Raw genomic sequence first — 22,852 nt, 5'->3', positions numbered from 1 at the left:
TAACTCCCCCTTGGTAAGGGGGAGAACCGGAGTTACCCCCCTTACCAAGGGGGGTAATGCAGGATTGTGAACTCCCTTTCGAGATGTGTGTACACGGTAGCTTTGATAAGGGGAACCCTCAGGGAGGGGTGATCGATAACGCTAATGATCGAGACCCCTCCGCCTACGGCACCTCCCCTTGGGAAGGGGAGGATGGTCACCATTGATGTTTAGCATTCGCGCCAGTTAAGTTTGGAGAGCAAGAACCTTTTGCAAAATAGTACGTATTACGCCGTCAATATTTTGGTAAATATCTCGGTTCGTGAAGCGTAGAAACTGAATATCTAATCCTTCGATACTTCTCTGTCGAAACCGATCATAGTCCTTTGCTTCAGCACTGTAATGAGTAGGACCATCAATTTCAATGGCTAGTTTCAGTTCAGGACAGTAAAAATCTAGAACAAAGCGAGCAACACTGTATTGCCTACGAAATTTGACACCTGCTATCTGTCTGCGGCGAAGTCTAATCCACAAAATGACCTCTGCCTTCGGCATTTGACGACGTAAATTCTGGCGATTCAGCTTTTGAGAGTTTTTGTTGTAGATCTTGGTCATCAAACTAATTGCTTAAAGCCGACAATCCCAGGGTTCCCCTTGGTAAGGGGAACCGTCAGGGAGGGGTGATCGACAACTAGCGCTAGCGATCGAGACCCCTCCGCCTGCGGCACCTCCCCTTGGTAAGGGGAGGACAGTCATCAAATAATTGCTTAAAGCCGACAATCCCAGGGTTCCCCTTGGTAAGGGGAACCGTCAGGGAGGGGTGATCGATAACTAGCGCTAATGATCGAGACCCCTCCGCCTGCGGCACCTCCCCTTGGTAAGGGGAGGACAGTCAATCACCCCAACAATCCCCCTTGCAGGTACCTGACAAATATCAATCAGAATTGCTAAAACGTAGGTGCCATCACTATCTGTAAATGCCTTATGCTCGAAGCGCTTTCCCTAACCGCTGCCACTGCCTTAGCCAAAATCGTCCTCGATAAGTTCTTTGACGGTGCTGGACAAAAGCTTGAAGAAACCGCTACGAAGTTGGGCAGTACCGTGGTTGAGAAAGCCAATGAAAAGATCCTACAGCTGGGTAATTTGGTTTGGCAGCGCTGTTTCAAAGGAAAAGGAATCGATCAACGATTAGAAGCGGCGGCTGAAGGTTCTGAAACAGATATTAAAGTTCTCAAAGACTATATCGACCAGGAAATTGCCAGTGATGATGCCTTTGCCAACAGTGTTAAGCAAATGGCTGGTGAGATTCACCAGGTTATATTTGAGAATCAGGACATCAGTGCCCGCAATGTGCAACAGGTGATAGGCAGTCAGGGATTACAGGTGAATGATGCCCAAGCGCCGGTAATCCAGGCAAAGGATAGCCCCATCAATATTACCTACAACAACACTTAGCTACAGCCGCCGGGACGGGAACCGCCAAGGAAAACTACCCCAGATTTTGGTCTTGAGAACTTAGTCGCCCGAGAGTTTGTCGGGCGACGTGCTGAGCTGCAACAACTTTCGCAAAAGCTGAAAGGCTCTGACCAGGTGGCGATTACGGCTGTGTCTGGCATGGGCGGCATTGGTAAAACTGCACTGGCGCAACAATATGTGCGGGAGGCGAAAGATCAGTATCCGGGTGGGCGCTGGTATTTTAAGGTGCGAGGCCAGGGGTTGGTGACGCAGTTGGTGAATGCGGCAACAATTTTTGGCTGGCAGTTGCCGGATGGTTTGACGGATGATGGGGCGCGGGCGCAATGGTGTTATGAGCGTTGGTGTCGCCAATATCCAGGGCCAAGACTGTTGTTGCTGGATGATGTGCCACAGTATAGGGATATAAGAGATTTTTTGCCCGCGGAAGATGCTAGCTTTCGGGTGTTGATGACGCCGCGACGGCGGTTTGGTAGGCCGGTGGAGCGGTTGGACTTGGGGCTATTGCCGCTGGGTGAGGCGATAGCTTTGATGGTGCAGCTAATGGGTGACGAAGACCGGGTTAGGGCACAACAACCTGAGGCAGAAGAATTATGTGAGTGGGTAGGACGGTTGCCATTGGGGGTGGAGCTAGTGGCTCGATATCTGGCACTGCACCCAACGATTACATTTGCCAAGTTGCAAGAGAGACTGCACCGGAAACGTTTAGAGACTAAGGCCCTAAAACAGGCATCGGCAGAAGTGGCCTATGACCAACTAGAAGAGTATGAAGAACCTATCAAAGCGGCGTTTGAGCTGAGCTGGCAAGATTTGAAAGCTGAGGCAAAAACACTGATGGGGGTATTGAGTATTTTTGCAGCAGCGCCCATACCCCAGGGGTTGATTGCGGGGGCACTGCCGGAGTGGGATGAGGAAGATTTGGAAGAGGCGCTGGAAGAGGTATTGGTACAGCGCAATTTGTTACAAGGGAATGAAGATGGAAGTTATCAATTGCATCAGTTAATCCGTGAATTTACGGTGGATATGTTAGAAACTGAACTCAGTACTCAAACGTATGCATTGCAAAAAGGCGTGGCCAACTCGCTAGTTAATTTTGCTCAGCTAACACAGCAGACTGTCACTGTCAGCTCACGGCAGGCATTGAGTGAAGTGGTTCCCCATATGGAACTGATAGCTCGGGAACTGAGTCATGTTATTGAAGACGGTACAGATAGTCTGTGGCCATTTGTGAGTCTGGGTCGGTTTTACCAAAGTCAGAGTCTATGGTCAGAGGTACAACATTGGTATCAATCTTGTCTGAAAATAGCCGAAGAGCGACTTGGCTCCGATCATCCCGCCACCGCCACGAGTTTGAATAATCTGGCTGGGCTGTATCGATCTATGGGCCGCTACACCGACGCCGAACCGCTCTATGCGCGATCCTTAGAAATCCGCGAAGCCCAACTCGGTCCTGATCATCCCGCCACCGCCACGAGTCTGAATAATCTGGCTGGGCTGTACGACTCTATGGGCCGCTACACCGACGCCGAACCACTCTATACAAGATCCTTAGAAATCAGCGAAGCCCAACTCGGTCCTGATCATCCCTCCACCGCAATAAGCTTGCATAATTTTGCTTACTTTTATGGACAAATGGAACGTTATAGTGAAGCCGAAAAGATGTATGTTCGAGCTTTGATCATTGCCCAAAATGTTTTAGGTCAAGACCATCCACACACAACAATCTTTATAAAAAACTTTGTTAGTTTCTTACAAAAGATAGTTGAAACAAACCAAACACAACAACTTTTCGAGCATCCCCTCACCCAAACCATTCTAAAAAATCTGTTGTCCAACAGTTCCGAATAATTCACCTATCCCACAGCTACGCTACAATACCCAATCCTATAGGGTCCATATCCCCACAACAATCCGACCCCAGGTCTCCAAAAAATAACGCGCCTACAACTACGGATCACCTGATTGGGTGACCCAATCGCATGATGTGAAAGCGGTCTTGTCATTGCCAAACTAACAATCACACATGCCGCAAGTTCATTATGTTTATCCCTGAAACATCTCAGACTGTTACACCTCCGGTTGTAGTCGGTGCTGACCTACTCCCCTCAACAGCCCATAACAGCATTACCCCCATCCCCCACCCCTCCATACCGCTTGCCCTCTATAGCCCCATGGTTGCCCATGAAATTAACCATGAAGCTGCCCCTAGTTTGACGGCCAACCCTAAACAGATCCATCGCATTAAGGGCACCGTTAAAAACGACAACCTGGTAGGCACCGCGAATAATGACATCATTCAGGGTAAAGCCGGTGAGGATCACCTGTTGGGTAACGCCGGTCACGATCGACTGCTGGGGGGCCAGGGGGATGATTATCTCCACGGTGGAGCAGACAATGATCGACTGCTGGGAGAAGCGGGACATGACCAGCTTATCGGCGGCAGTGGCGACGATGTCTTGCTGGGGGGCCAGGGAAATGATCGCCTATTTGGGCAAGCGGGTCGCGATCGCATGCGCGGTGGTCTCGGTGACGATCAGCTCGACGGTGGCACCGGGCAAGACCGCCTGTTTGGCGGAGATGGTCGCGATCGCTTAATTGATCGCGATGGTGGTGATGTACTCGTGGGCGGGGCCGGGGCTGATGAATTTTGGATCGGCTCCGGGACCAACGGCATCACCCGCATCCGAGATTTTCAAAGGGGTCGCGATCGCATTAAATTTACCCAATTAGGGCTTACCTACGACAATCTTAGCTTTGACCGCCAGGGCCACCATACAATTATTTCCCACCAGGACCAGCAACTGGTAAAACTCCACAATATTCACCCCCATCAGCTCAAGGCCAACAACTTTGAATTTGGCGATGCCAGTCTGATTGCCACCCTGCAAGCGGCCCTGGAATCCAGCGAAGCCCCCGGTGCAAACCTGCACATCATCACAGGGGACGGCTCGGTTTGGAATGGCGCAGCTGGTCTTGCCAACCTGGAAAATGGCACCCCGATGCCTGCGGATGCCGCCATGGACATCGGCAGCATTACCAAACCGATGGTGGCCGTTATCACCTTGCAACTGATGCAGGAAGGCAAACTCAGCCTGGATGATACCCTCGGCCAGTGGCTGCCCAACACCATCGGCAAAATTGAACACAGCGAGACTATCACCCTGCGCCAGTTGCTTAACCACAGCAGCGGTATTCCAGATTTTTTAGATGATGATTTTGCAGCGGCAATATTGTCAGATCCTCATCACATTTGGCAACCGGAAGATTTTTTGCAGTTGGCCTATGGAGAACCTGGCAACTTTACACCAGGGGAACGCTACAGCTATAGCAACACAAACTATACGCTGTTGGGGCTAATTATTGAGGCAGCTACCAGTGATAGCTTAGGGGGACAATTGCGATCGCGTCTCTTTGAGCCCCTGGGCATGGATGCATCCTCGGTGGTCTATGACAATGAAATGACCGATAACGTGCTGCGCGGGTATGTTGACATCCAAGAAATCGACCCATCGGCAGAATCACAACTTGTTCCCGTCTTCTTTCATCCCACTGCCCAGGGCTTTGGCGAAGGGGGTGTCATTTCATCGGTGGCAGACCTGGCCCGCTTTTCTGAAGCCCTGCACAATGGCGAACTGTTAACCCCTAACGCCTTTAATCTAATGCAGCAGGAGAGTCTCGTGGTTGAGGAAGGCGATCGCGATCGCTATGGGCTCGGTCTGGAACTACGCGATACCCCTGGCGGTCCCCTGCTGGGTCACAATGGTGGTTTTCCAGGCGCTGGCAGCTTTATGTACTTTCTGCCAGAACAACAGCTAACCATCGTCACCATTGAAAACCAAGAGGAAACCTCAGGACAACCGTTTATCAATCTCTTCAAGGCATTGTTAACAGCAGAGGAATAATAATATCCAGATGGTGGGCATAGCCCACCGTCCAAGTCAAAATGAATCCTTCAAAATCAATATCACGGTTGCTGCGTCGCAATCCCCAACCGTACACCTGCCAAATTCCGAATCCGATCCATCACCGCCACCACCTGACCATGGGGCGTCGCCGCATCGGCCCGGATGGTCACCATGGCAGGCTGCCCCGGTGCAATTAGCGCCTGCACATCAGCCGGCAAGGCCTCTAGCGTCACTGGCTCATCCCCCAAAAACAATGCCCCCTCTGCCGTAATCGTTAGGATCAGCGCGGCCTCATCTTGACTGACCGAAGTGGTTGCTGTGGGTAGCGTCACCGGCAAACCCTCCGCCCGTGTCAGGTACAGCGTAGAGAGAATAAAAAACGCCAGAATCGCAAAGACCACATCGATCATCGGCACGATGTTGATAGTCAGACGAGATTCTTCATCAGGGGGAAGATGCATAAATCGTAGGATGGGCACGGCCCACCGGAGAATAGGTGGCATTAAATGCAGCAGCAGGGCAACCACAAGGGTATGCCCCTACATTTTGCCCCCTACCCCAAAGCCTCTGCCAACTGATGCTTCGCAGCATCCAATGCCTCGGGCAATTTCGATGCATCGCGACCGCCCGCCTGGGCAAAGTTTGGCCGACCACCACCGCCACCGCCGGTAATCTTGGCAATACCGCCGATAAATTTACCAGCCTTCAAACCTTTATCCATGACAGGCTTACTAAAGGTTGCCACCAGACTCACCTTGCCCTCAGCGGGGATAGACCCCAACACCACAGCACCATCGCCTAGCTTCTGTAACAAACGCTCAGCCGCAGTCTTCAGAGAATCTGCATCCACTTCGCCCATGTTGGCCACCAGCACCTGGAAGTCACCCAGGGTTTCTGCTTGGTCTGACAGCTGATCAGACTTCAGTAACGCTAACTCAGACTTAAGGCCATCAACGGTTTTCTGTGTGGCCTTAAGCTCACTCTGTAGGTTAGTAATTCGGTCCACCAGGTCCTCAGGCTTGGCCTTAAACCGATCGCTCAGATCCTTCACAATCTGATCGCGCACGTTTAAGTATTCCAGCACCGCCGGACCAGCCACGGCCTCAATGCGTCGCACGCCAGCGGCAATCCCTGATTCGGCAATAATCTTAAACACACCGATCTCAGCTGTATTGCCCACATGGGTGCCGCCGCACAGCTCCATGGATACACCAGGAAAATCGACAACGCGCACCTCATCGCCATATTTTTCGCCAAACATAGCGGTCGCCCCCTTAGCCTTGGCATCGTCAATGGGCATGACGTCCACCTGGGCACCATGGGCCTCAGCAATCCAGGTGTTCACCTGGGCCTCTACCTGCTGCACCTCAGCAGCCGTCAAAGCACGGGGGCAGTTAAAGTCAAACCGCAAGCGGTCAAAGCTCACCAGTGAACCCGCCTGGGAAATGCTATCGTCCACTAGCTTTTTCAGGGCAGCCTGTAGTAGATGGGTGGCGGTATGGTTGGCCTGGGCACGACGACGGCAGGCGCGATCAATCTGAGCACTAACGCTATCGCCCACCTTCAGGGTGCCACGCTCCACTCGACCTAGATGGATATACAGGGTATTGTCCTTTTGCACATCCTCAATGCGTACCACCAGGGTATCGCCAGCCAGAAAACCGCGATCGCCAATTTGACCACCGGACTCGGCGTAGAAGGGAGTCTGATCCAGCACCAGTTGCACTTCAGTCCCCGCTTCTGAGGTTTCCACCGTTTCACCATTGACTAAAATGGCCCTAACCGTACTTTGGCTAGTGGCATCGGTATAACCCAGAAAGTCAGTAGAATCGATGCCCAACTCGCTGAGGTTGCCCTGGGCCAGCAGGTCAATGGTTTCATGGGCACTCTTAGAGCGCTCCCGCTGGGCTGCCATTTCTATTTCGAACCCTTTTACATCGACGATTAGGCCATTCTCTTCGGCAATTTCTTGGGTCAATTCCAGGGGGAAGCCAAAGGTGTCAAACAGCTTAAAGGCCTCTGCACCAGAAATCTGCTTGGGCTTACGCTCAAGGATTTCAGCCAGTAGCTTTTCACCCCGCTCCAGGGTTTTGAGGAACTGGTCTTCTTCACGCTGTAGCTCAGCTTTGATGATGTCTTCTCGCTCCCGCAGGTCAGGATAGGCGGACTCACAAAGTGCGATCGCACTCTCCGCCACTTCATTGATAAAGGCACCTTCGATACCCAGCAGGCGACCATGGCGCACCACACGACGGATCAAGCGGCGCAGAATATAGCCCCGACCCACGTTGGATGCGGTAATGCCATCGGAAATCATATGCACCACGGACCGCACATGGTCACCAATCACCTTCAGCGAGACCTTGGCAGACTCATCCTGCTTGAAGTAGTCCACCTTAGCGATGTCTGCAGCCGTCTGAATAATCGGAAAAATTAGATCCGTTTCGTAATTATTGGGCTTCTTCTGAAGGATTTGGGCCATGCGCTCTAGCCCCATGCCGGTGTCGATGTTCTGGGCCTGTAGCGGCGTCAGGTTGCCTTCGGCATCCCGGTTGTACTGCATAAATACCAGGTTGTAGAACTCGATAAACCGGGTATCGTCTTCGAGATCAATGTCATCATCCCCTTTTTCAGGGTGGAAGTCATAGTAAATTTCAGAACAGGGGCCACAGGGACCTGTAGGCCCCGACTTCCAGAAATTATCCTCTTCACCCATGCGGATGATACGTTTTTCAGGCACACCGACCTGGTCGCGCCAGATGGCATAGGCCTCGTCATCTTCGCGAAAGACACTGACCACCAAGTTCTGAGGGGCGAGTTTAAAGACTTCAGTGGAAAGTTCCCAAGCCCAAGCCACGGCCTGCTCTTTGAAATAATCGCCAAAGCTAAAGTTGCCCAGCATTTCAAAGAAGGTGTGGTGGCGGGCGGTGCGGCCTACGTTCTCAATGTCGTTGGTGCGAATACATTTCTGAGACGTGGTAGCTCGGTCTACGGGTGCCTGGCGCTGGCCCAGAAAAATGGGTTTAAAGGGCAGCATACCGGCAATGGTCAACAAAACCGTGGGATCTTCGGGCACCAGTGACGCACTGGGCAGGATCTTATGACCTTTCGCTTCGTAAAACTTGAGAAAGGCCTGGCGAATCCCAGCGCCAGTGGTAACTGATTTTTTTAACCCAGGCTTTGACGTAGACATTTTTTTAACAGGCGCGCTTGGCGGACTTAGGTTTGCGTGGATAAGGGGTTAACAACTTAAAGGTGAAAGATATCCTAAGGAAAGTCGTTAGGAGCCAGTTCACCCTGACTTCTAACTCCTAGATTCTGATTTCTCACCTAATCAGGCTTTTCGGCTCAAGTTGATACCAGGCTTTACTATTCTGACCGATGTTGCATCAAGTTTGATGAAACGGCAATGGTTTTGTAGGTATTCATTAACGAATGGATGTGTTCCGTAGAACGAGGGGTTAGACCTCTGCCGATTGCAGATGCTGCTCAATCAGCTCGCAACACTCGTTTACGGGACGACGCTCGGCCATGGCATCGATCAAGGCCCCGTAGGCATCAGATTCTTTTTCAATGAGGTTTTTGGCCTGGAGCATGGACCAGCGCTGCTTTAGGGGCACTTCCGCTAAGGGGCGATTTATTTGCCGCCACAATACATTTAGTTTCAGCCGATCGTCCCGACCACCTTGGGCGGTACCATAGGCGATTTCTTCGGCGGCAATGCCGGCCATCCAAACGGTGCAGTAGCGATCGATTTCTTGCTGGCTGATTTTGCCGTTCTCCACCGCTCGGTCGATGCCGTCGGTTTTGAAAATCACGCCGCCACTGCCATCAACTCCGGAACGCAGGGTTTCCCAGGCTGTCAGGGTGTAGGCATCAATGGGAATGCCCAACAGATAGGCGGTTAAAAAGTGGCCTGCTTCGTGGCGGACAATGCGATCGCAATATTCCGGCGACCGCTGTGACAGCCAATCCACCAGCAGACGACCACCGCGCCCTTGCCAACCCAACTGATCAATGGTGATCAAACCCAATAGAGTCGCCGTAACTGTGGCTAGCCCCTCCGGCGAAATCGCCAGTAATGGACCTAGCAAAATTAACATCGTCACCGAAAAAACCGAGACGGCGATGAGATTTAGGGTGATTTCACTCATAGTTTGACCGATACAACTGGGACAATGCGGGGGTGCAACCAGGGCGTCCTCAGACCTCGACCTGCCGGTTTACCATAGCGGCAATGCTGGGTGAGGACGAGGACAGGATTTAGACCAGAATTAGCAGTTGCGATCGCCCAAGGTGCCATCGGGTAGCACCGTGTCACAGATAATCGCCTCTGCCCAGGTAGCCCCACGCAGATTTGCGCCCTTGAGATTGGCTCCACGCCAATCAGCATCACCAATGACGGCAGCCGTCAGGTCCGCCTTCTGAAGATTCGCCCCCTGAAAATTCGCCCCTTCAATATTGGCCTGGGTCAGCACAGTCCCCGTCAGATCGGCCCCGCGCAGATCAGCGCCCTGTAAACGGGCACCGTTCATAGAAGCACCCGCAAGATTCGCCTCACGCAGATCAGCGCCCTGTAGTGCCGTCAGCATCAAATTAGCTTCTTGCAAATTGGTCTTGCTTAAATTTGCATCGGAAAGCTCTGCAATTTTGAGGTTGACCCGAGCAAAATCTTCCCCTGACAGATCAGCCTCATTGAGGATGCAGACAGGACAGTCCCTCAGCTCTAACAGCATGTCCACATCATCTTGAATGTACGCCCAGCCAGGAGACGCAAAACTCAATAGCCCCAAAAAAATAATTGATAGTGCCCCAAAGACCGCACCAAAGCCCGTCGCCAACGATTTTAAGTTCATCCTTTTTCCAAGTGTGAATTCAGACTGGTTCCAGACATCGATGTCACCTACTCCATCCTAAGAGCTGACGGACTTCTCAACCAGCAACCCTATAACAATGGCACCAGACCCATAGTATTTTCCCATCCTATGGCAGCCGATATGCATGGCCGCCATAGGAAATCTCAGCCATACCCAGTATCTGAAAACACCTACAAAAAGCAGCATTCCGTGCATTGCCAATGTGCTAGCCAAGCCTAGACTCCGATGGGTGTTGAATTTTGTTTACGTTCAAAGTTTTTGTGCATTTTTTACAAAAATCTAAGTAAAGTAAAGTACAACCGTCTATCTACGTAGGTGTATCTCATCCCGTTGAGATACGACCATAGGGTGCTTCTACTCGTTCAGATTCACAAAATCTAATATTTATAACAGCAGGTTTGTGTCATGACCGGGGTTAAGCAACAGCTTGTCCTTATCTACATGATTTTGGGCACAGTTATACTCTCGATGTTTGTTCCCATCGACTGGCAAACCCAAGCTAAAGTCCTGCGGGACTGCATTATCATGGCTTGGGTGGTGGGTGTTGTTAATTTTGCCTACCTAGGAGGTGGCTTAAATCGGTTACTGGGCATTCGTCCCCGTGCACCGTTAGGGCTATTGGGTATTGTATTTTCCCCTCTCCTCCATCGCAATGCTGGGCATTTGATTGCCAACACACTGCCCTTTGCCATTTTAGGTTGGCTCGTCCTACTGCAAGGTATCGACAATTTTTATGCCATCAGCCTGGCGATTTTGTTGGTAAGTGGCTTAGGCACCTGGATTTTTGGCCGTTCTGCCATTCACCTGGGAGCCAGCGGTTTAATTTTCGGATATCTGGGCTATTTAATCGCGCGAGGATATCTAGAAGTCACCCTTATGACTATTGGATTAGCATTTGTCGTCATGCTGCTCTATGGTGATCAGTTTTGGACCATGCTACCAGATTCAGAAGAGACCACATTGTCGTGGGAGGCTCATATGTTTGGTTTTTTAGGAGGCGTACTTGCGGCCTATAATCCTATTTTTCTAGAGCAACTTAATAGATTTCTAGCAAGCTTATAAAAGCTTTTTATAAGCTCTTTTGCAACTTTCTATAAACCTGTCAAAAAACGGCTATGACAGCACTTCAACTGTCATAGCCGTTTGTTTAGTTGTAGTTTAGATTGGTTTAATCAATCTGTTCCCAGTATTGACTACATGACTTATTTGACGCCTAAAAATCATTTTTTTGAGTAGGCGCTATTAGCCATGGGTTACATAACAGTTAATGTGTCCCCCTTACCCCTTATCAACCCAGGGATTAAGTAGATGGGTTCCATAACTTGCTCATTTTTGTAGTAAATACTGTGTTAGAAAAGGCCAAGTTAACCAATGGGGGTATCCACCATGAAGGCTGTTGCAATTGCGAGTGCGCTCATTTCTCTCGGTGCCATCATTAGTCCGGTTCTGGCTCAAGAGACTACTGTTGAGCAGACTGAACCCGTTATTGTCGCCCAGACCGAGCAAACCCTGAACACTACCGTTAGTAGCGACGAAACACTTTACCTAAATAAAGATGAAGTCCATGAATACAACCTCGTATTAGAAGACCGCACGTCCATTGGCGATCGCTTCTTGCCAGAAGGCAGTATTATTCGAGGGCAGTTTGAGCCAGTGGATGGCGGACTCCGCTATGTGGCAACGTCTGCCGAGGTAGGAGACCGCATCTTTGACATTGATGCCACATCTGAAACTCTCGCCGATCGCAAAGACCCACGCCAAACTGACGTTGGCGACATTATCGAAGATGCAGCCATCGGTGCAGCAGGGGGATTGATTGTGGGTGAAATCCTTGGGGATATTGACTTCCTAGAGATTTTAGGGGGTGCCGCAGCGGGGGTTGTTGTGGGCAACGTCACAGCACCTAGCGTCGTTGTCATTGAGCCTGATCAATCGATCCTGTTGTATCAAGACTAGGCAGGGTTAATGAAGCTTGCAACTTAGCAGAATGTTATCTTTCGCAAGCTTAATTAGTGCTCTAGCATATTTAGATACAGACTATAACTGCGGCAAAAATCTTCTTTTGCCGCAGTTTTTTGCCATTATTGATTTAGACAATAAATCTAGCTACAAGATACCCTAACGGTCTGGGTTCAACCGATAAAGTCACCCCAAAAATCAACCAGGCCGTTAATGATTTTCACCTTTAGTATTCTCTGTTAAGAGTATAAAACCTTTATCTGTCAGAGAGCTACACTGGAAGTCTGGCGGGCAAAAATCGTTAAATCGATTTTTATATGGTGAGAGATTGTTGTTTATCCCTCACCACTCACCATTCACCACTCACCACATAGGTAACTGTGAGTCACTGGTATCAACTGGAAGCCGATGTCGTGGCACGGCAGATTAACAGCGATCTAGAGGACGGATTAACCACTGCAACAGCTCAACAGCGGTTGTTGCGAGATGGTCCGAATGAGCTCATGGCGGCCAAGGGTAAATCTCCCTGGCAGGTACTGTGGGGTCAGATCAGTGAACCCCTGGTGGTGATGTTGATTGTGGCAGCAGTTATTTCTGGAATAGTGGGGGATTTACGCGATGCGATCGCAATTCTCGCCATCGTCATTTTTAATGCAACCTTAGGATTTCGCCAAGAACGCAAGGCCGAACGCGCCCTGGCTGCCCTCAAAAAGCTAGCCGTACCAACAGTGCGTGTCAAACGGGATGGTCAGATCCAGGAATGCTCCATGGCCTCTGTTGTACGCGGCGACTTAGTGCTTCTAGAAACTGGCAACGTTGTTCCTGCCGATGGACGCTTAGTGGAAACAGTGAACCTCCAGGTGCAAGAAGCGACCCTGACGGGTGAGAGTGCCCCCGTAGACAAACAGGCATCCGCTGTGTTGACGGAGGAACAACCCCTCGGTGACCGCTGCAACATGGTTTACCACAGTACCACCATCACCCGTGGTCGCGGTACTTTTGTGGTGACCGAAACCGGTATGGAGACTGAGATTGGCCACATTGCCCGGATGCTGCAGTCAGTTGATGTGGAGGCCACACCTCTACAAAAACGTTTGGCCCAGCTTGGCAAGGTTCTCGGTGCAGGAGCCATTGCCATTTCCCTGGTGATTGCCACCATGGGCTTTATCCAGGGAGAACCGCTACGGCAAATGCTGATCACCGCCGTTAGCATTGCCGTAGCCGCTGTGCCCGAAGGACTGCCAGCGGTCGTCACCATTGCCCTGGCCCTAGGGGCAGAGCGTATGCTCAAGCGCCAAGCACTGATTCGCCATTTACCAGCGGTCGAAACGTTGGGTTCGGTAACAACAATTTGTTCTGACAAAACCGGTACCCTCACGGCAAACCGCATGACGGTCACCGTATTGGACATGGCTGGCAAACCAGTGGCACTGGAGGATGCCCTGAATAATCCGTCCCTGAGTCTGTTATTGCTGAGCGGTGCCCTATGTAATGACGCCTCTTTAGATAATGACCAAGCCATTGGCGACCCCACTGAAGCTGCCCTAATCACAGCTGCCGCTCAATTGGGATTACCCAAACGCAAGCTCGATCAGCTGTGGCCCCGCATCGACGAGGTCCCCTTTGACTCAGACCGCAAGCGCATGACCACCTACCACCGCTGTGAACAACCGTTGCCAACCTTCCTACAACAGACATGGCAGCAGGTAGCCCCCAGTAATACCAATACCGTTGTTTTTAGTAAAGGAGCACTCCACAGCCTCATACCCACCCTAGATCGGGTGTGGGTTGATGATCAGGTACAACCCCTCACAGACGATCTGCGCCTGCAAATTTGCAGTGCCCATGATCATCTAGCCAATCAGGGGTTGCGGGTGCTGGGACTGGCCTTCCGTCCCTTGGCCAGTGCTCCAGAAAAACTGGAGCATCAGCTGGTATTTCTCGGCATGATGGGTCTGATGGATCCTGCCCGTCCAGAGGTTAAGGATGCCATTGGCCTCTGCCAAACCGCTGGTATCCAGGTGGTGATGATTACCGGCGATCACCCCTTAACGGCCAAACACATTGCCCAGAACTTAGGCATTGGCAGCAATCCCCTACTCACAGGCCAGGACCTCAGCAAAATGCCCGTCGATGAATTGGAGACCGTCGTCACCAAGATCGGGGTCTATGCACGGGTCACACCAGAAGACAAGCTGAAAATTGTTCAAGCTCTACAGCGACGCGGTCACATTGTTGCCATGACGGGCGATGGTGTCAACGACGCTCCGGCCCTAAAACAGGCCGACATTGGTGTCGCCATGGGTATCACCGGCACCGACGTCGCTAAAGAAGCCGCAGACATTGTGCTACAAGACGACAACTTTGCCTCCATTGTTGCTGCGGTCAGGGAAGGGCGGGTGATCTATGACAATATTCGCAAGTTTATCAAGTACACGCTGGCAGGGAATGTGGGCCAGTTATGGTTGTTGTTTTTAGCACCATTCTTGGGGATGCCGATTCCGTTGGTGCCCATCCAGATTTTATGGATCAACTTAATTGCCGATGGTTTATTAGCCCTGGCGCTGAGTTTTGAACCAGCGGAACAACGCGTCATGGAAAGACCGCCCTACCATCCCAATGAAAGTATTTTTAGCCGAGGCATGGGAACGGATATCCTATGGATTGGTTTATTCTTGGGTCTGATTTTAATTCTCGTTGCCTATGACTACCAAAGTAGCGGCAACCCTGCCTGGCAAACCATGGTATTTACAACCCTGGCATTTTCTCGCATTGCCCTGTCAGAGGGAGTGCGTTCTTCATCAGAGTCTCTGTTTCGAATTGGTCTACTATCCAATACAAAACTTTTAGGGGCAGTGATTGTCACCTTCTGCCTACAGCTGGTGGTAATTTATGTGCCCGTATGCCAGGTCTTTTTCTCAACCGTAGCTTTGAATGGACAGGAATTTGCGATCGCACTTCTCCTAGGCACAGTCATTTTCTGGGCCGTAGAATTTAAAAAGGCATTATTTCGATAGAATTTTCCCTATAGGTCTTCAGTCCCATTGTCATTTCTTAGAAGACATTATGAGATTTTTTTTAAAATCACAATCATAGCCATCTCTTCTTATATTCGTTCTGAGTTCTTAATTATGCACTTTCGTACATGTTAAGATTAAACATATTTACGCGCTAACATGAGTGGCGTTTCCATAAAGAGAACGAGTATTTTGAAAATCATGCCGTCTGTTTAGCATAATTTAGACAACGCACAAGGTTTTCTGTAGGCAAAAGATTAATAGAGAGGCCAAGTAGAACTGTGATCTACTTTATTGCGGCATGGGGCATTTTATCCGTTATCAGTTGGCTTATTGGCATCGCGATCATTATCGGATTACGAGCAGATTGTTTTGATCGCATCGATGATCGCATTATGGCAGCCTTTTGGTTAGGGCTTGTTTTATTAGCCAATGGCCTACTTTTAATCTCACTAGCGCTACCACTTTCTCCCATCGCTGGTTTAGCCGTTGCAATGGGAGTGGGTCTACCGCTACTCTGTTGGCCCGCCATCAGGGCCGAAATTTATCACCTCTGGCAAGCCAGATCGCCAGCTATGGTTTCAGCTGTCATGGGCTGGACCGTTCTGATAGCCATCTACATGACAACAAAGGTGACCTGGTTTGATACAGGGCTCTATCATTTTGGAGCGGTTCGCTGGTTATCCAAGTTTGGCACCGTCCCTGGCCTGGCCCTAGTGTTAAACAATCTTGGTTTCACGTCCTCATGGTTTGCCCTAGCTGCCCCCTTAACCCTGGAGTCTGTGGCATCTCGCGTCACCGCTGTGGCTAATGGCTGGGTGTTTTTGATCATTACCTGCCATGGGTTTCTTTCTTTGGGGCGTTGGTTCATGGGCAAGGCAAGAATCACCGACAAGTTTATGGTGATTTTTCTGGGGCTAGTCCTACCAGCCATGATCCTGAGTCCATTTTTAGAAACCATTCTCATCTCCTCTTCACCCGACATTCCGGTCATATTTCTCTCTGGCATTATGGCCTGGAGCATTCTAGCAGTGGTGAACCGACCTCAGCCCTCTGGGAAAATAACAGATGCCAATCCTTGGAATGCCTCTCTCATTCCGTTATTCCTTGCCTTGGGTGCAATAGCCATTAAACTATCGGCACTGCCGCTCTTGCCCGTTGCACTGCTGTTTTATTGGCAGCGGCAATTCCCAAATTTTCGGCGTTTATTGATTGGATGTGTGCTCTCGTTGCTACTTTTAACGCCGCTCATAGTAGTCAGCATTGTGACTTCAGGATGTCCTCTTTACCCGTCTTCTATGCTGTGTGTAAATGTACCCTGGCGGGTACCCACAGAAGTCATCGACAAAGCGGTAGAGGTGATTACCTTTTGGGAGCATAACTTTGGAGATATTCCCCCTGGCCCCAGCCGTTTTCTATGGCAGCTATGGGAGTGGCTAAAATTCTCCCACTTTAATATTGTCATGCTGATACTCATGGTACTGTCAGCGGTTCTGGCATTACCCACCTTCGTGTTAGCGCGCAAACAGAAGATTTATGGTACCCCATGGCTGTTGTGCTGCAGCGTCATCGGCATGGTATTCGTCATGGTGCGTGCCCCAATGGTACGCTTTGGTTTGGGTTATTTTGTAACGATTCCAGCCATCGGCACGGCTGTGCTGAGCACCGCCTATATTGCCAAATCTAAGTGGCAGCTAGATTTCTCAGGGTTTAACATCCGCAAATATTTGCCCCAAGCCTTGTTTGTAGGCTTAGGATTGATTGCAGCTCTAATTCTATTTAAGCCAGCGATCCAAGCTCGTTTGCTACTGCCACCAAAGATGCCGAGTACCGGTTTACAGGCAAGGCAATCCTATGACGTTCAATATGTAAAACCAGCGAATGACAACAGCATTAAATGTTGGGATGCGCCCATCCCTTGCACTTACAATGAGCTTAATATTCGCTTACGCAATCCAGCTCGTGGTCTGCGAGGGGGATTTATACCGGCAGAGTAAGGGTTCTGGACAGTGCGAAGTTAATCTCCACTAGATGAGAGTTTCTAGAAAAAGAACATCCCTGTAGCCAACTGGCAAGGAATGTCCGAAACTGGCTGAAATCATACCAATCAGCCGGTTTTATTATGGGGTTATATGAGCGTGTAGAGCAAATAGTTGTAACATTACGTCCGGTCTTTAGCCGTGACGCTAGTTTCGAGTGGTTTGTCTTGCTGCTATGGGGAGTACTCTTGACGACTCAACCGGCTGGGGTAACCAGCTATGTCAATGGGATTGGTCTGAGCGAAGGCTATTATCATCAGGCTCTGCACTGGTTTCATTCCAGTGCGTTTAGTATTGATGGGCTGTGCTATCGCTGGGGGTGTTGGCTCAAGACTCATTCTCATCGCCACCAGTTACGCGGCCAGTTAGTGTATGTCGGCGATGGAATCAAGGTGAGCAAAGAGGGGTGTAAGATGCCGGGTGTTAAGGCACTGCATCAAGACTCGGAGAATGTAAGCAAACCGCCGTGGATACGAGGTCACTACTTCAGTGCCCTTGGCATGCTTTTGGGGACGGGGAAGGTGCTGTTTGCTACCCCCATGATCTTGAAACTGCATGATGGGATTCCCCCGGTTGCAGGAGATACCTCTGCTACGTTAGTTGAGAAGATGGCGTCGTTGTGTGTTAGACACATGGTCAAGGGGAGTTATGGGCTACTGGATGCTTACTATGCCTCTGTCAAAGTATTAAAACCCTTTCGAGAGAACGGCATCCACCTAATTAGCCGCGCCCGAAGCACCACCGTTGCGCGTGCACTCTTCTGCCCTCGTCCAGGTAAGCATGGGCCAGGTCGGTCTCGCCAATGGGGCGGCAAGATTAAACTCAACGACTTATTTGCACCGATTGAGAGCTGTTTGAAGACCTCCGTACGGCTCTATGGCGAGACCGTTACCGTCCACTATCAGGAATTCCGATTTCACTGGGATGCTCCCGATGAACTGGTTCTGTTTGTCTTAACTCAATTACCCGGTGGCAAACGGATAATTCTACTCTCTAGTGATATCAATCTCACGGGAGCCGAGGTTATTGAAGCCTATGGATGGCGGTTTAAGATTGAGGTTACTTTTCGCACTTTAGTCCTTCTATTAGGCGGCTTTGCCTATCAATTTTGGCTCAAGCTAATGGACCCAACGTCACGGTGGCCAGAAACCTTTGAGATGACCCACTACCATTGGGCTGAGCGGATAAAAATCCGGCAGAAGGTAGAAGCTTTTGAGCGCTTTGTTAATCTCAATGTCATTGCCTTGGGCGTACTCCAGGTACTCTCTTTAGAACTTCCTGAGCACATTTGGACACACTTTCCTCGTTGGTTTCGAACAGTGCCTAATCATGGGTACCCCACTGAACAGATTGTCAGAATCGCACTTCAGCATCTGCAAGCAAGTGTTTTATCAGAAAGTAGACCAGCTCTACTTTTGACTAAATTGCTAAACAAGAAAACTGAGGGGACCAAAGCCTTTGAGTTATCTGACTTGGTAGCTTGAAGGAGGCGACTGAAGAGAAACAAAACTATTCACTGGCCAGTAAGGGTTCTTCTAGGAAGAAGAAGTTGCTGTCACTGTAGAGGTGGTAGACCGCTGTTTATATTTCTCCCAGGCAAAGCCAACCACATTGGCTACTTGAGATATGAAGAATAGTCCTGAGAGACTAAAAGAGCGCAATCCTTGATCCCTGGTGAACGGATAGGTTAGCAGTTGAAAATAAAATGTCAGTGGCTCCACCTGCATCGGTTTGGCCTGACGCTGACTGCGAACTCTGTTAAAATGGAACGCCCCGCGACCATAGTTAAAATGTTGCCGCCAAAAGGACGCTAAGGTGAGATTGTGGGCATGCTTTAGCTGCATTTCGGGGGCATAGTGCATAAAAAAGCCGTGGTGCCGCCAGCGATCGCAAAATTCTCGATCTTCTCCAGCCGCTAACGGAAAGCTGGTGTCAAAGCCCTTGAGCTGTTGATAGATATCCCGGGGCATCGCAAAGTTATTAGATGCAAAAAATGTAGCTTCCCCTTTTCCCGGGTTGTAATAATCGTAAATGTAGTCAATCAGCAACTGACTCGCCGTCGCGCACAGGTTATCGGGTAGAGCATTCAGGGTACGTCCACCAATCAGAGCATTGGGCACCTGTTTACAAGCAACTGCAAGAGCCGTAAGCCAGTCAGGGGCGGGCTGACAATCATCATCAGTGAACACCAGATAATGTCCCTGGGCAGCAGCAGCCCCAGTATTACGGGCAGCGGCAGGACCTGCATTTTGCTGCTGAATCAAGCGCAGTGACAGCAATGACGAGAACTTCTCAGTCACTGAAGTTAAGGGCATGCGACTGCCATCGTCAACCACAACAATCTCAAAACAATCCCTTGGATAGTCCAAGCGAACAAGGCTATGCAGACATTGCTCTAAACAGTCAGGGCGATTATAGGTCGGGATAATAATAGAGAATTCAGGGGAACTCATAACAACAACGATGACGACAACGACGATTACTGTTCTAGAGAGCTATCACTCAAAACTAAACACTCAAAACTCAAACTTGCCCCTAGCTTAATGAGTGCTGCCAACACCGACAGCCGTAGTTTGTAGCAAATGCTGCCCCAAACGGCGAGCCAGGGCCAAGATGGTAAATGTAGGTGAATAGGAGGGGCCAGTGGGAAATACCGCCGAGCTAGCAACATAGAGATTCTCCATCCCGAAGACTCGACAGTTAGGATCAACCACACCTGCCTCAGGGCGACTGGCCATGCGCGTAGTCCCCATCTGGTGGGCGGCATCTGTCATAGTTTCTAAGCTGGGCGGATCATCACCAAAGTCAAACGTCCCTAAACCTACGTCAGCAAAGCGTTTGGTTAAGAGCTGTAGGGTCTCTGCCATAGAACGACGATCGTGATCGGTGAAGCACCAGTCCACCTGTAGCTTACGCTGACCGAGCACATCACAGTCCGTGGCCAATTTCACGCGACTGCCCTGCTGTGGAGCCTGCTCAGTCACGAACTTGACGCGATAATTGGCGACAATGCCATTACCATCTCGACAGATCGGACGCCCCCGCAAGATGCGTCCTAGACGCTCTCTCACCCCTTCATAAATCGGCTGTAGATACAACACATGTTCCAGCAGTTCTTGCTTACGCTGGGTCTCATCATCAAGGGCAAAGCATACACAAAATCTTGGTTTCGGGGCATATTGCAACTCGTGGGCATAGTGTTGGGCTAAGGGACCCGGTCGTAATTTACCAGTATGGTGCTTGGGGTGATCGGTGTAGAAGCGCCCAACAAGGTCATGGGTATTACCAATGCCACCGGGGATTTGCCGGTCAGATGCCAATAACAGGCGCGCTGTTTCAAATGCCCCGGTGGCCAAGACAATGGAATCTCCCTTTACCACCCGTTCTCGGCCTTCGAGGGACCGACAAACTACGGCTGACACCCGCTGGCAAGCGTCATCGAGTTTTAGCTCCGTGGCCGTTGCCCCCAGGACAACTTTTAAATTTTGGGATTGCCGCATCTCATCACCAAACCGGATGGCTGTGCGGGTGGGGGTTTCCTCCCAATAAAAACTGCTCATTTTCAAACCACCCGCCGATAGTTTGGAACGAAAGGCCATAATCTCAGGCCGGATGGCCTCTGCCTCTAAATCACCAAAGCCATAGTCCTGGGCAGCAGAACGGTAGTGTTCTAAGAGATCGTCATAACGAATGGGCCAACCGCTGTTAGCAATCCAGGATCTGCCTTCAAAGTCCCAGGGCTGTAGATATTTCCATTTACCTGTCCACACATTACTGGTGCCACCAAACTGACGTACCCGACTGACGCCGCGAAGCTCAGGCGGCAGATATTGGTGGTAGTAGGTATTGGGGTTTAATTCGCGATGGCGTTTGCCCAGGAAAATAACGTTGTTGAGGGCCTGGATTGAGGGATCAAATTTTTCCCGTCCGCTTTCTAACAGAATCACTTCTTGGCCGTGGCGGGCCAGGTGGGTAGCCACTTCAGAACCAGCTATCCCAGAGCCGACGACAACAACTTGCCCGTGCGTTTGTTCACCTAGTTCGAGAATATCGGTAATCATATAATCTCCGTGTGAAACAATTTGGATAAGGAACGCTTACTGCAGCTTGTTGAACAATGCTGAAATGAAAAATTTGCCTTGGGTATACCCTCCGGGCAATGCCAGCCAAATACAGATGTAGATTAAGGAATAAATCAGACCGGTGACCAGCAGCCTCACAATTAACAGAGCGATGGTCGGCATGGGCAACTGCACCAGATAAAGCAGAGCTGCTGAGAGAAGAGAGGCGATGGCAGGTCGCCACACAGTCCCCATAAAGTCGCCCAGGGTAATGGGGGATTGGTGCACACAGTAAACCACTGCAGGGTAGCTCAACAGGCACATACCGACGGTATACCCAACGGCAACGCCATAGGCTCCCCATTGGACACCGATTGCGATCGCAACAATCATTACCGGCGTGTGGATCAGACTCCAGCGAAACTGTCGTTGGGTTTTGGCAGCCGACACATAAATCCACTTAGTCACACGATAGATGCAGCCCACAAACACCGCCACAATTAGAACGCGAAACATGGGCACAATCTCCAGCCACTGTTCCCCCAGCATCAACAGCGTGACATCGTCAGCGGTCATAAACATGTAAGCCAGCGCCGGCAGACAGACAGCAAAGATCAGCAACAATCCCCGCCGACAGTAGAGGCGATAACGCTCCGGCTCGGATAAACTGCGGCTCAAACTGGACACTGCTACATCAAACAGCGGGTAGTAAATCTGCCAAAACGGGAAATAGGCCCACTTATAGGCCATGGAATAAAATCCCAGGGAGCTGGCCCCGCCCACATAGCCTAACAGTACCCGATCCATCTTCATGCCCACGCGACTGATGCAGCGAAACCCGGTCAGATGCAGCCCATAGGACAGGGTAGAACGCAGATCTTTTTGAAAGTGGGCAGTATTGACCGTGCGCTGGGGACGCCAGTCACAGTAAAGCCAGTAGGCAATGCCTTTTGTCACCTGCAGGGTGGTCAACTGCAGCACTAAGGCCCAGTAACCCAGTCCTAGCCAGGCGGTTGCGATCGCAACCACTGTACTCACCCCTAACGCCACCAACTCAATGGTGGTCAGCAGTTCAAACTGCATTTGTCGTTTTAACAGCGATAGATGCTGAAACGACAAACACAGACTGGCCACCCCAATGGCCAGACACAACAGGATATGAGTTATTTCTGGCTGACCATAAAACTGGGCAACAAGGGGGGCCGTCAACACCATGCCACCAATGATTAGGGCATTGATTTTCAAAGAAAGCCAAAAGATGGCACTGGCCTGCTCAGGATTAAACTCCTGTCGCTGAACCGTAGCGGTTTCTAAGCCCATGTTGCTGAGACTATCCACAATACTCAGCAGTGGCTGCACCATCGCCAACAGGCCAAAATCAGCTGGGACCAAGAGACGGGCCAGCACCATGGTGCCACCAATGCCGATGCCCAACTTTAGGGGTTGAGCCGCCACGGTCACCAAACCAGATCGCAGTGAGCGCTGATTTAAGTTGGCTTTCAGGTCCGTCGTTTCAAAGTGACGATTGGATTTGGTCATAGG

General features: G+C 50.5%; 16 protein-coding genes. 8 read left to right on the top strand and 8 right to left on the bottom strand.

Features of this window, described 5'->3' with window-relative positions:
• Positions 1 to 225: 225 nt before the first annotated feature.
• Positions 226 to 594, bottom strand: coding sequence for an endonuclease domain-containing protein (locus SPB21_RS00375; RefSeq protein WP_499864987.1), 369 nt, complete (start codon positions 592 to 594; stop codon positions 226 to 228).
• Between the two features lie 369 nt (positions 595 to 963).
• On the opposite strand from SPB21_RS00375, the gene SPB21_RS00370 reads away from it, so the two are divergent.
• From SPB21_RS00370 to SPB21_RS00360, 3 genes are all read left to right on the top strand, one after another.
• On the top strand, positions 964 to 1,434 hold the full coding sequence (locus SPB21_RS00370; RefSeq protein ID WP_499864986.1) for a hypothetical protein: 471 nt from the start codon (positions 964 to 966) through the stop codon (positions 1,432 to 1,434).
• 96 nt (positions 1,435 to 1,530) lie between these two features.
• Entirely contained in the window at positions 1,531 to 3,300 is a 1,770-nt protein-coding gene (locus tag SPB21_RS00365; protein ID WP_499868647.1) for a tetratricopeptide repeat protein, read from the top strand.
• 191 nt (positions 3,301 to 3,491) lie between these two features.
• A complete protein-coding gene (locus SPB21_RS00360) occupies positions 3,492 to 5,354 on the top strand; it encodes a serine hydrolase (protein WP_499864985.1) in 1,863 nt (620 codons plus the stop codon).
• A 62-nt stretch (positions 5,355 to 5,416) separates the two neighbouring features.
• Here the strand turns inward: SPB21_RS00360 and SPB21_RS00355 are convergent, their stop codons facing one another.
• The 4 genes from SPB21_RS00355 to SPB21_RS00340 form a co-directional block, all read right to left on the bottom strand.
• Positions 5,417 to 5,860, bottom strand: coding sequence for an ExbD/TolR family protein (locus tag SPB21_RS00355; RefSeq protein WP_499864984.1), 444 nt, complete (start codon positions 5,858 to 5,860; stop codon positions 5,417 to 5,419).
• 50 nt (positions 5,861 to 5,910) lie between these two features.
• Entirely contained in the window at positions 5,911 to 8,550 is a 2,640-nt protein-coding gene (gene alaS / locus SPB21_RS00350; protein ID WP_499864983.1) for an alanine--tRNA ligase, read from the bottom strand.
• Positions 8,551 to 8,818: 268 nt separating this feature from the next.
• On the bottom strand, positions 8,819 to 9,511 hold the full coding sequence (locus SPB21_RS00345) for an ATP-dependent Zn protease (RefSeq protein WP_163665911.1): 693 nt from the start codon (positions 9,509 to 9,511) through the stop codon (positions 8,819 to 8,821).
• Between the two features lie 120 nt (positions 9,512 to 9,631).
• Positions 9,632 to 10,213, bottom strand: a complete 582-nt coding sequence (locus SPB21_RS00340; RefSeq protein WP_163665913.1) for a pentapeptide repeat-containing protein — start codon at positions 10,211 to 10,213, stop codon at positions 9,632 to 9,634.
• Between the two features lie 426 nt (positions 10,214 to 10,639).
• On the opposite strand from SPB21_RS00340, the gene SPB21_RS00335 reads away from it, so the two are divergent.
• The 5 genes from SPB21_RS00335 (at position 10,640) to SPB21_RS00315 (ending at position 18,733) form a co-directional block, all read left to right on the top strand.
• Positions 10,640 to 11,296: a rhomboid family intramembrane serine protease gene (locus tag SPB21_RS00335; protein WP_163700117.1), complete on the top strand. Its 657-nt coding sequence runs from the start codon at positions 10,640 to 10,642 to the stop codon at positions 11,294 to 11,296.
• 324 nt (positions 11,297 to 11,620) lie between these two features.
• Entirely contained in the window at positions 11,621 to 12,190 is a 570-nt protein-coding gene (locus SPB21_RS00330) for a hypothetical protein (RefSeq protein ID WP_250565847.1), read from the top strand.
• Between the two features lie 383 nt (positions 12,191 to 12,573).
• Positions 12,574 to 15,210: a calcium-translocating P-type ATPase, PMCA-type gene (locus tag SPB21_RS00325; RefSeq protein WP_499864982.1), complete on the top strand. Its 2,637-nt coding sequence runs from the start codon at positions 12,574 to 12,576 to the stop codon at positions 15,208 to 15,210.
• A gap of 281 nt (positions 15,211 to 15,491) precedes the next feature.
• Entirely contained in the window at positions 15,492 to 17,207 is a 1,716-nt protein-coding gene (locus tag SPB21_RS00320; protein ID WP_499864981.1) for an LIC_10190 family membrane protein, read from the top strand.
• 125 nt (positions 17,208 to 17,332) lie between these two features.
• Entirely contained in the window at positions 17,333 to 18,733 is a 1,401-nt protein-coding gene (locus SPB21_RS00315; RefSeq protein ID WP_499864980.1) for a transposase, read from the top strand.
• 51 nt (positions 18,734 to 18,784) lie between these two features.
• Here SPB21_RS00315 and SPB21_RS00310 read toward each other — a convergent pair whose 3' ends face one another.
• From SPB21_RS00310 to SPB21_RS00300, 3 genes are all read right to left on the bottom strand, one after another.
• Positions 18,785 to 19,702: a glycosyltransferase family 2 protein gene (locus SPB21_RS00310; RefSeq protein WP_499864979.1), complete on the bottom strand. Its 918-nt coding sequence runs from the start codon at positions 19,700 to 19,702 to the stop codon at positions 18,785 to 18,787.
• Between the two features lie 87 nt (positions 19,703 to 19,789).
• Complete coding sequence (locus tag SPB21_RS00305; RefSeq protein WP_163665925.1) at positions 19,790 to 21,310, bottom strand: FAD-dependent oxidoreductase; 1,521 nt, start codon at positions 21,308 to 21,310, stop codon at positions 19,790 to 19,792.
• A gap of 36 nt (positions 21,311 to 21,346) precedes the next feature.
• Positions 21,347 to 22,849, bottom strand: a complete 1,503-nt coding sequence (locus tag SPB21_RS00300) for a lipopolysaccharide biosynthesis protein (protein ID WP_499864978.1) — start codon at positions 22,847 to 22,849, stop codon at positions 21,347 to 21,349.
• Positions 22,850 to 22,852: the final 3 nt, after the last annotated feature.

The sequence above is a fragment of the Leptothoe sp. ISB3NOV94-8A genome, assembly GCF_043421595.1.
In the GTDB taxonomy this organism is placed as follows: domain Bacteria; phylum Cyanobacteriota; class Cyanobacteriia; order Phormidesmidales; family Phormidesmidaceae; genus Leptothoe; species Leptothoe turfae.
The sequence above is the reverse complement of the archived record's forward strand: the minus strand, read 5'-3'. Positions and strand labels throughout refer to the sequence as shown.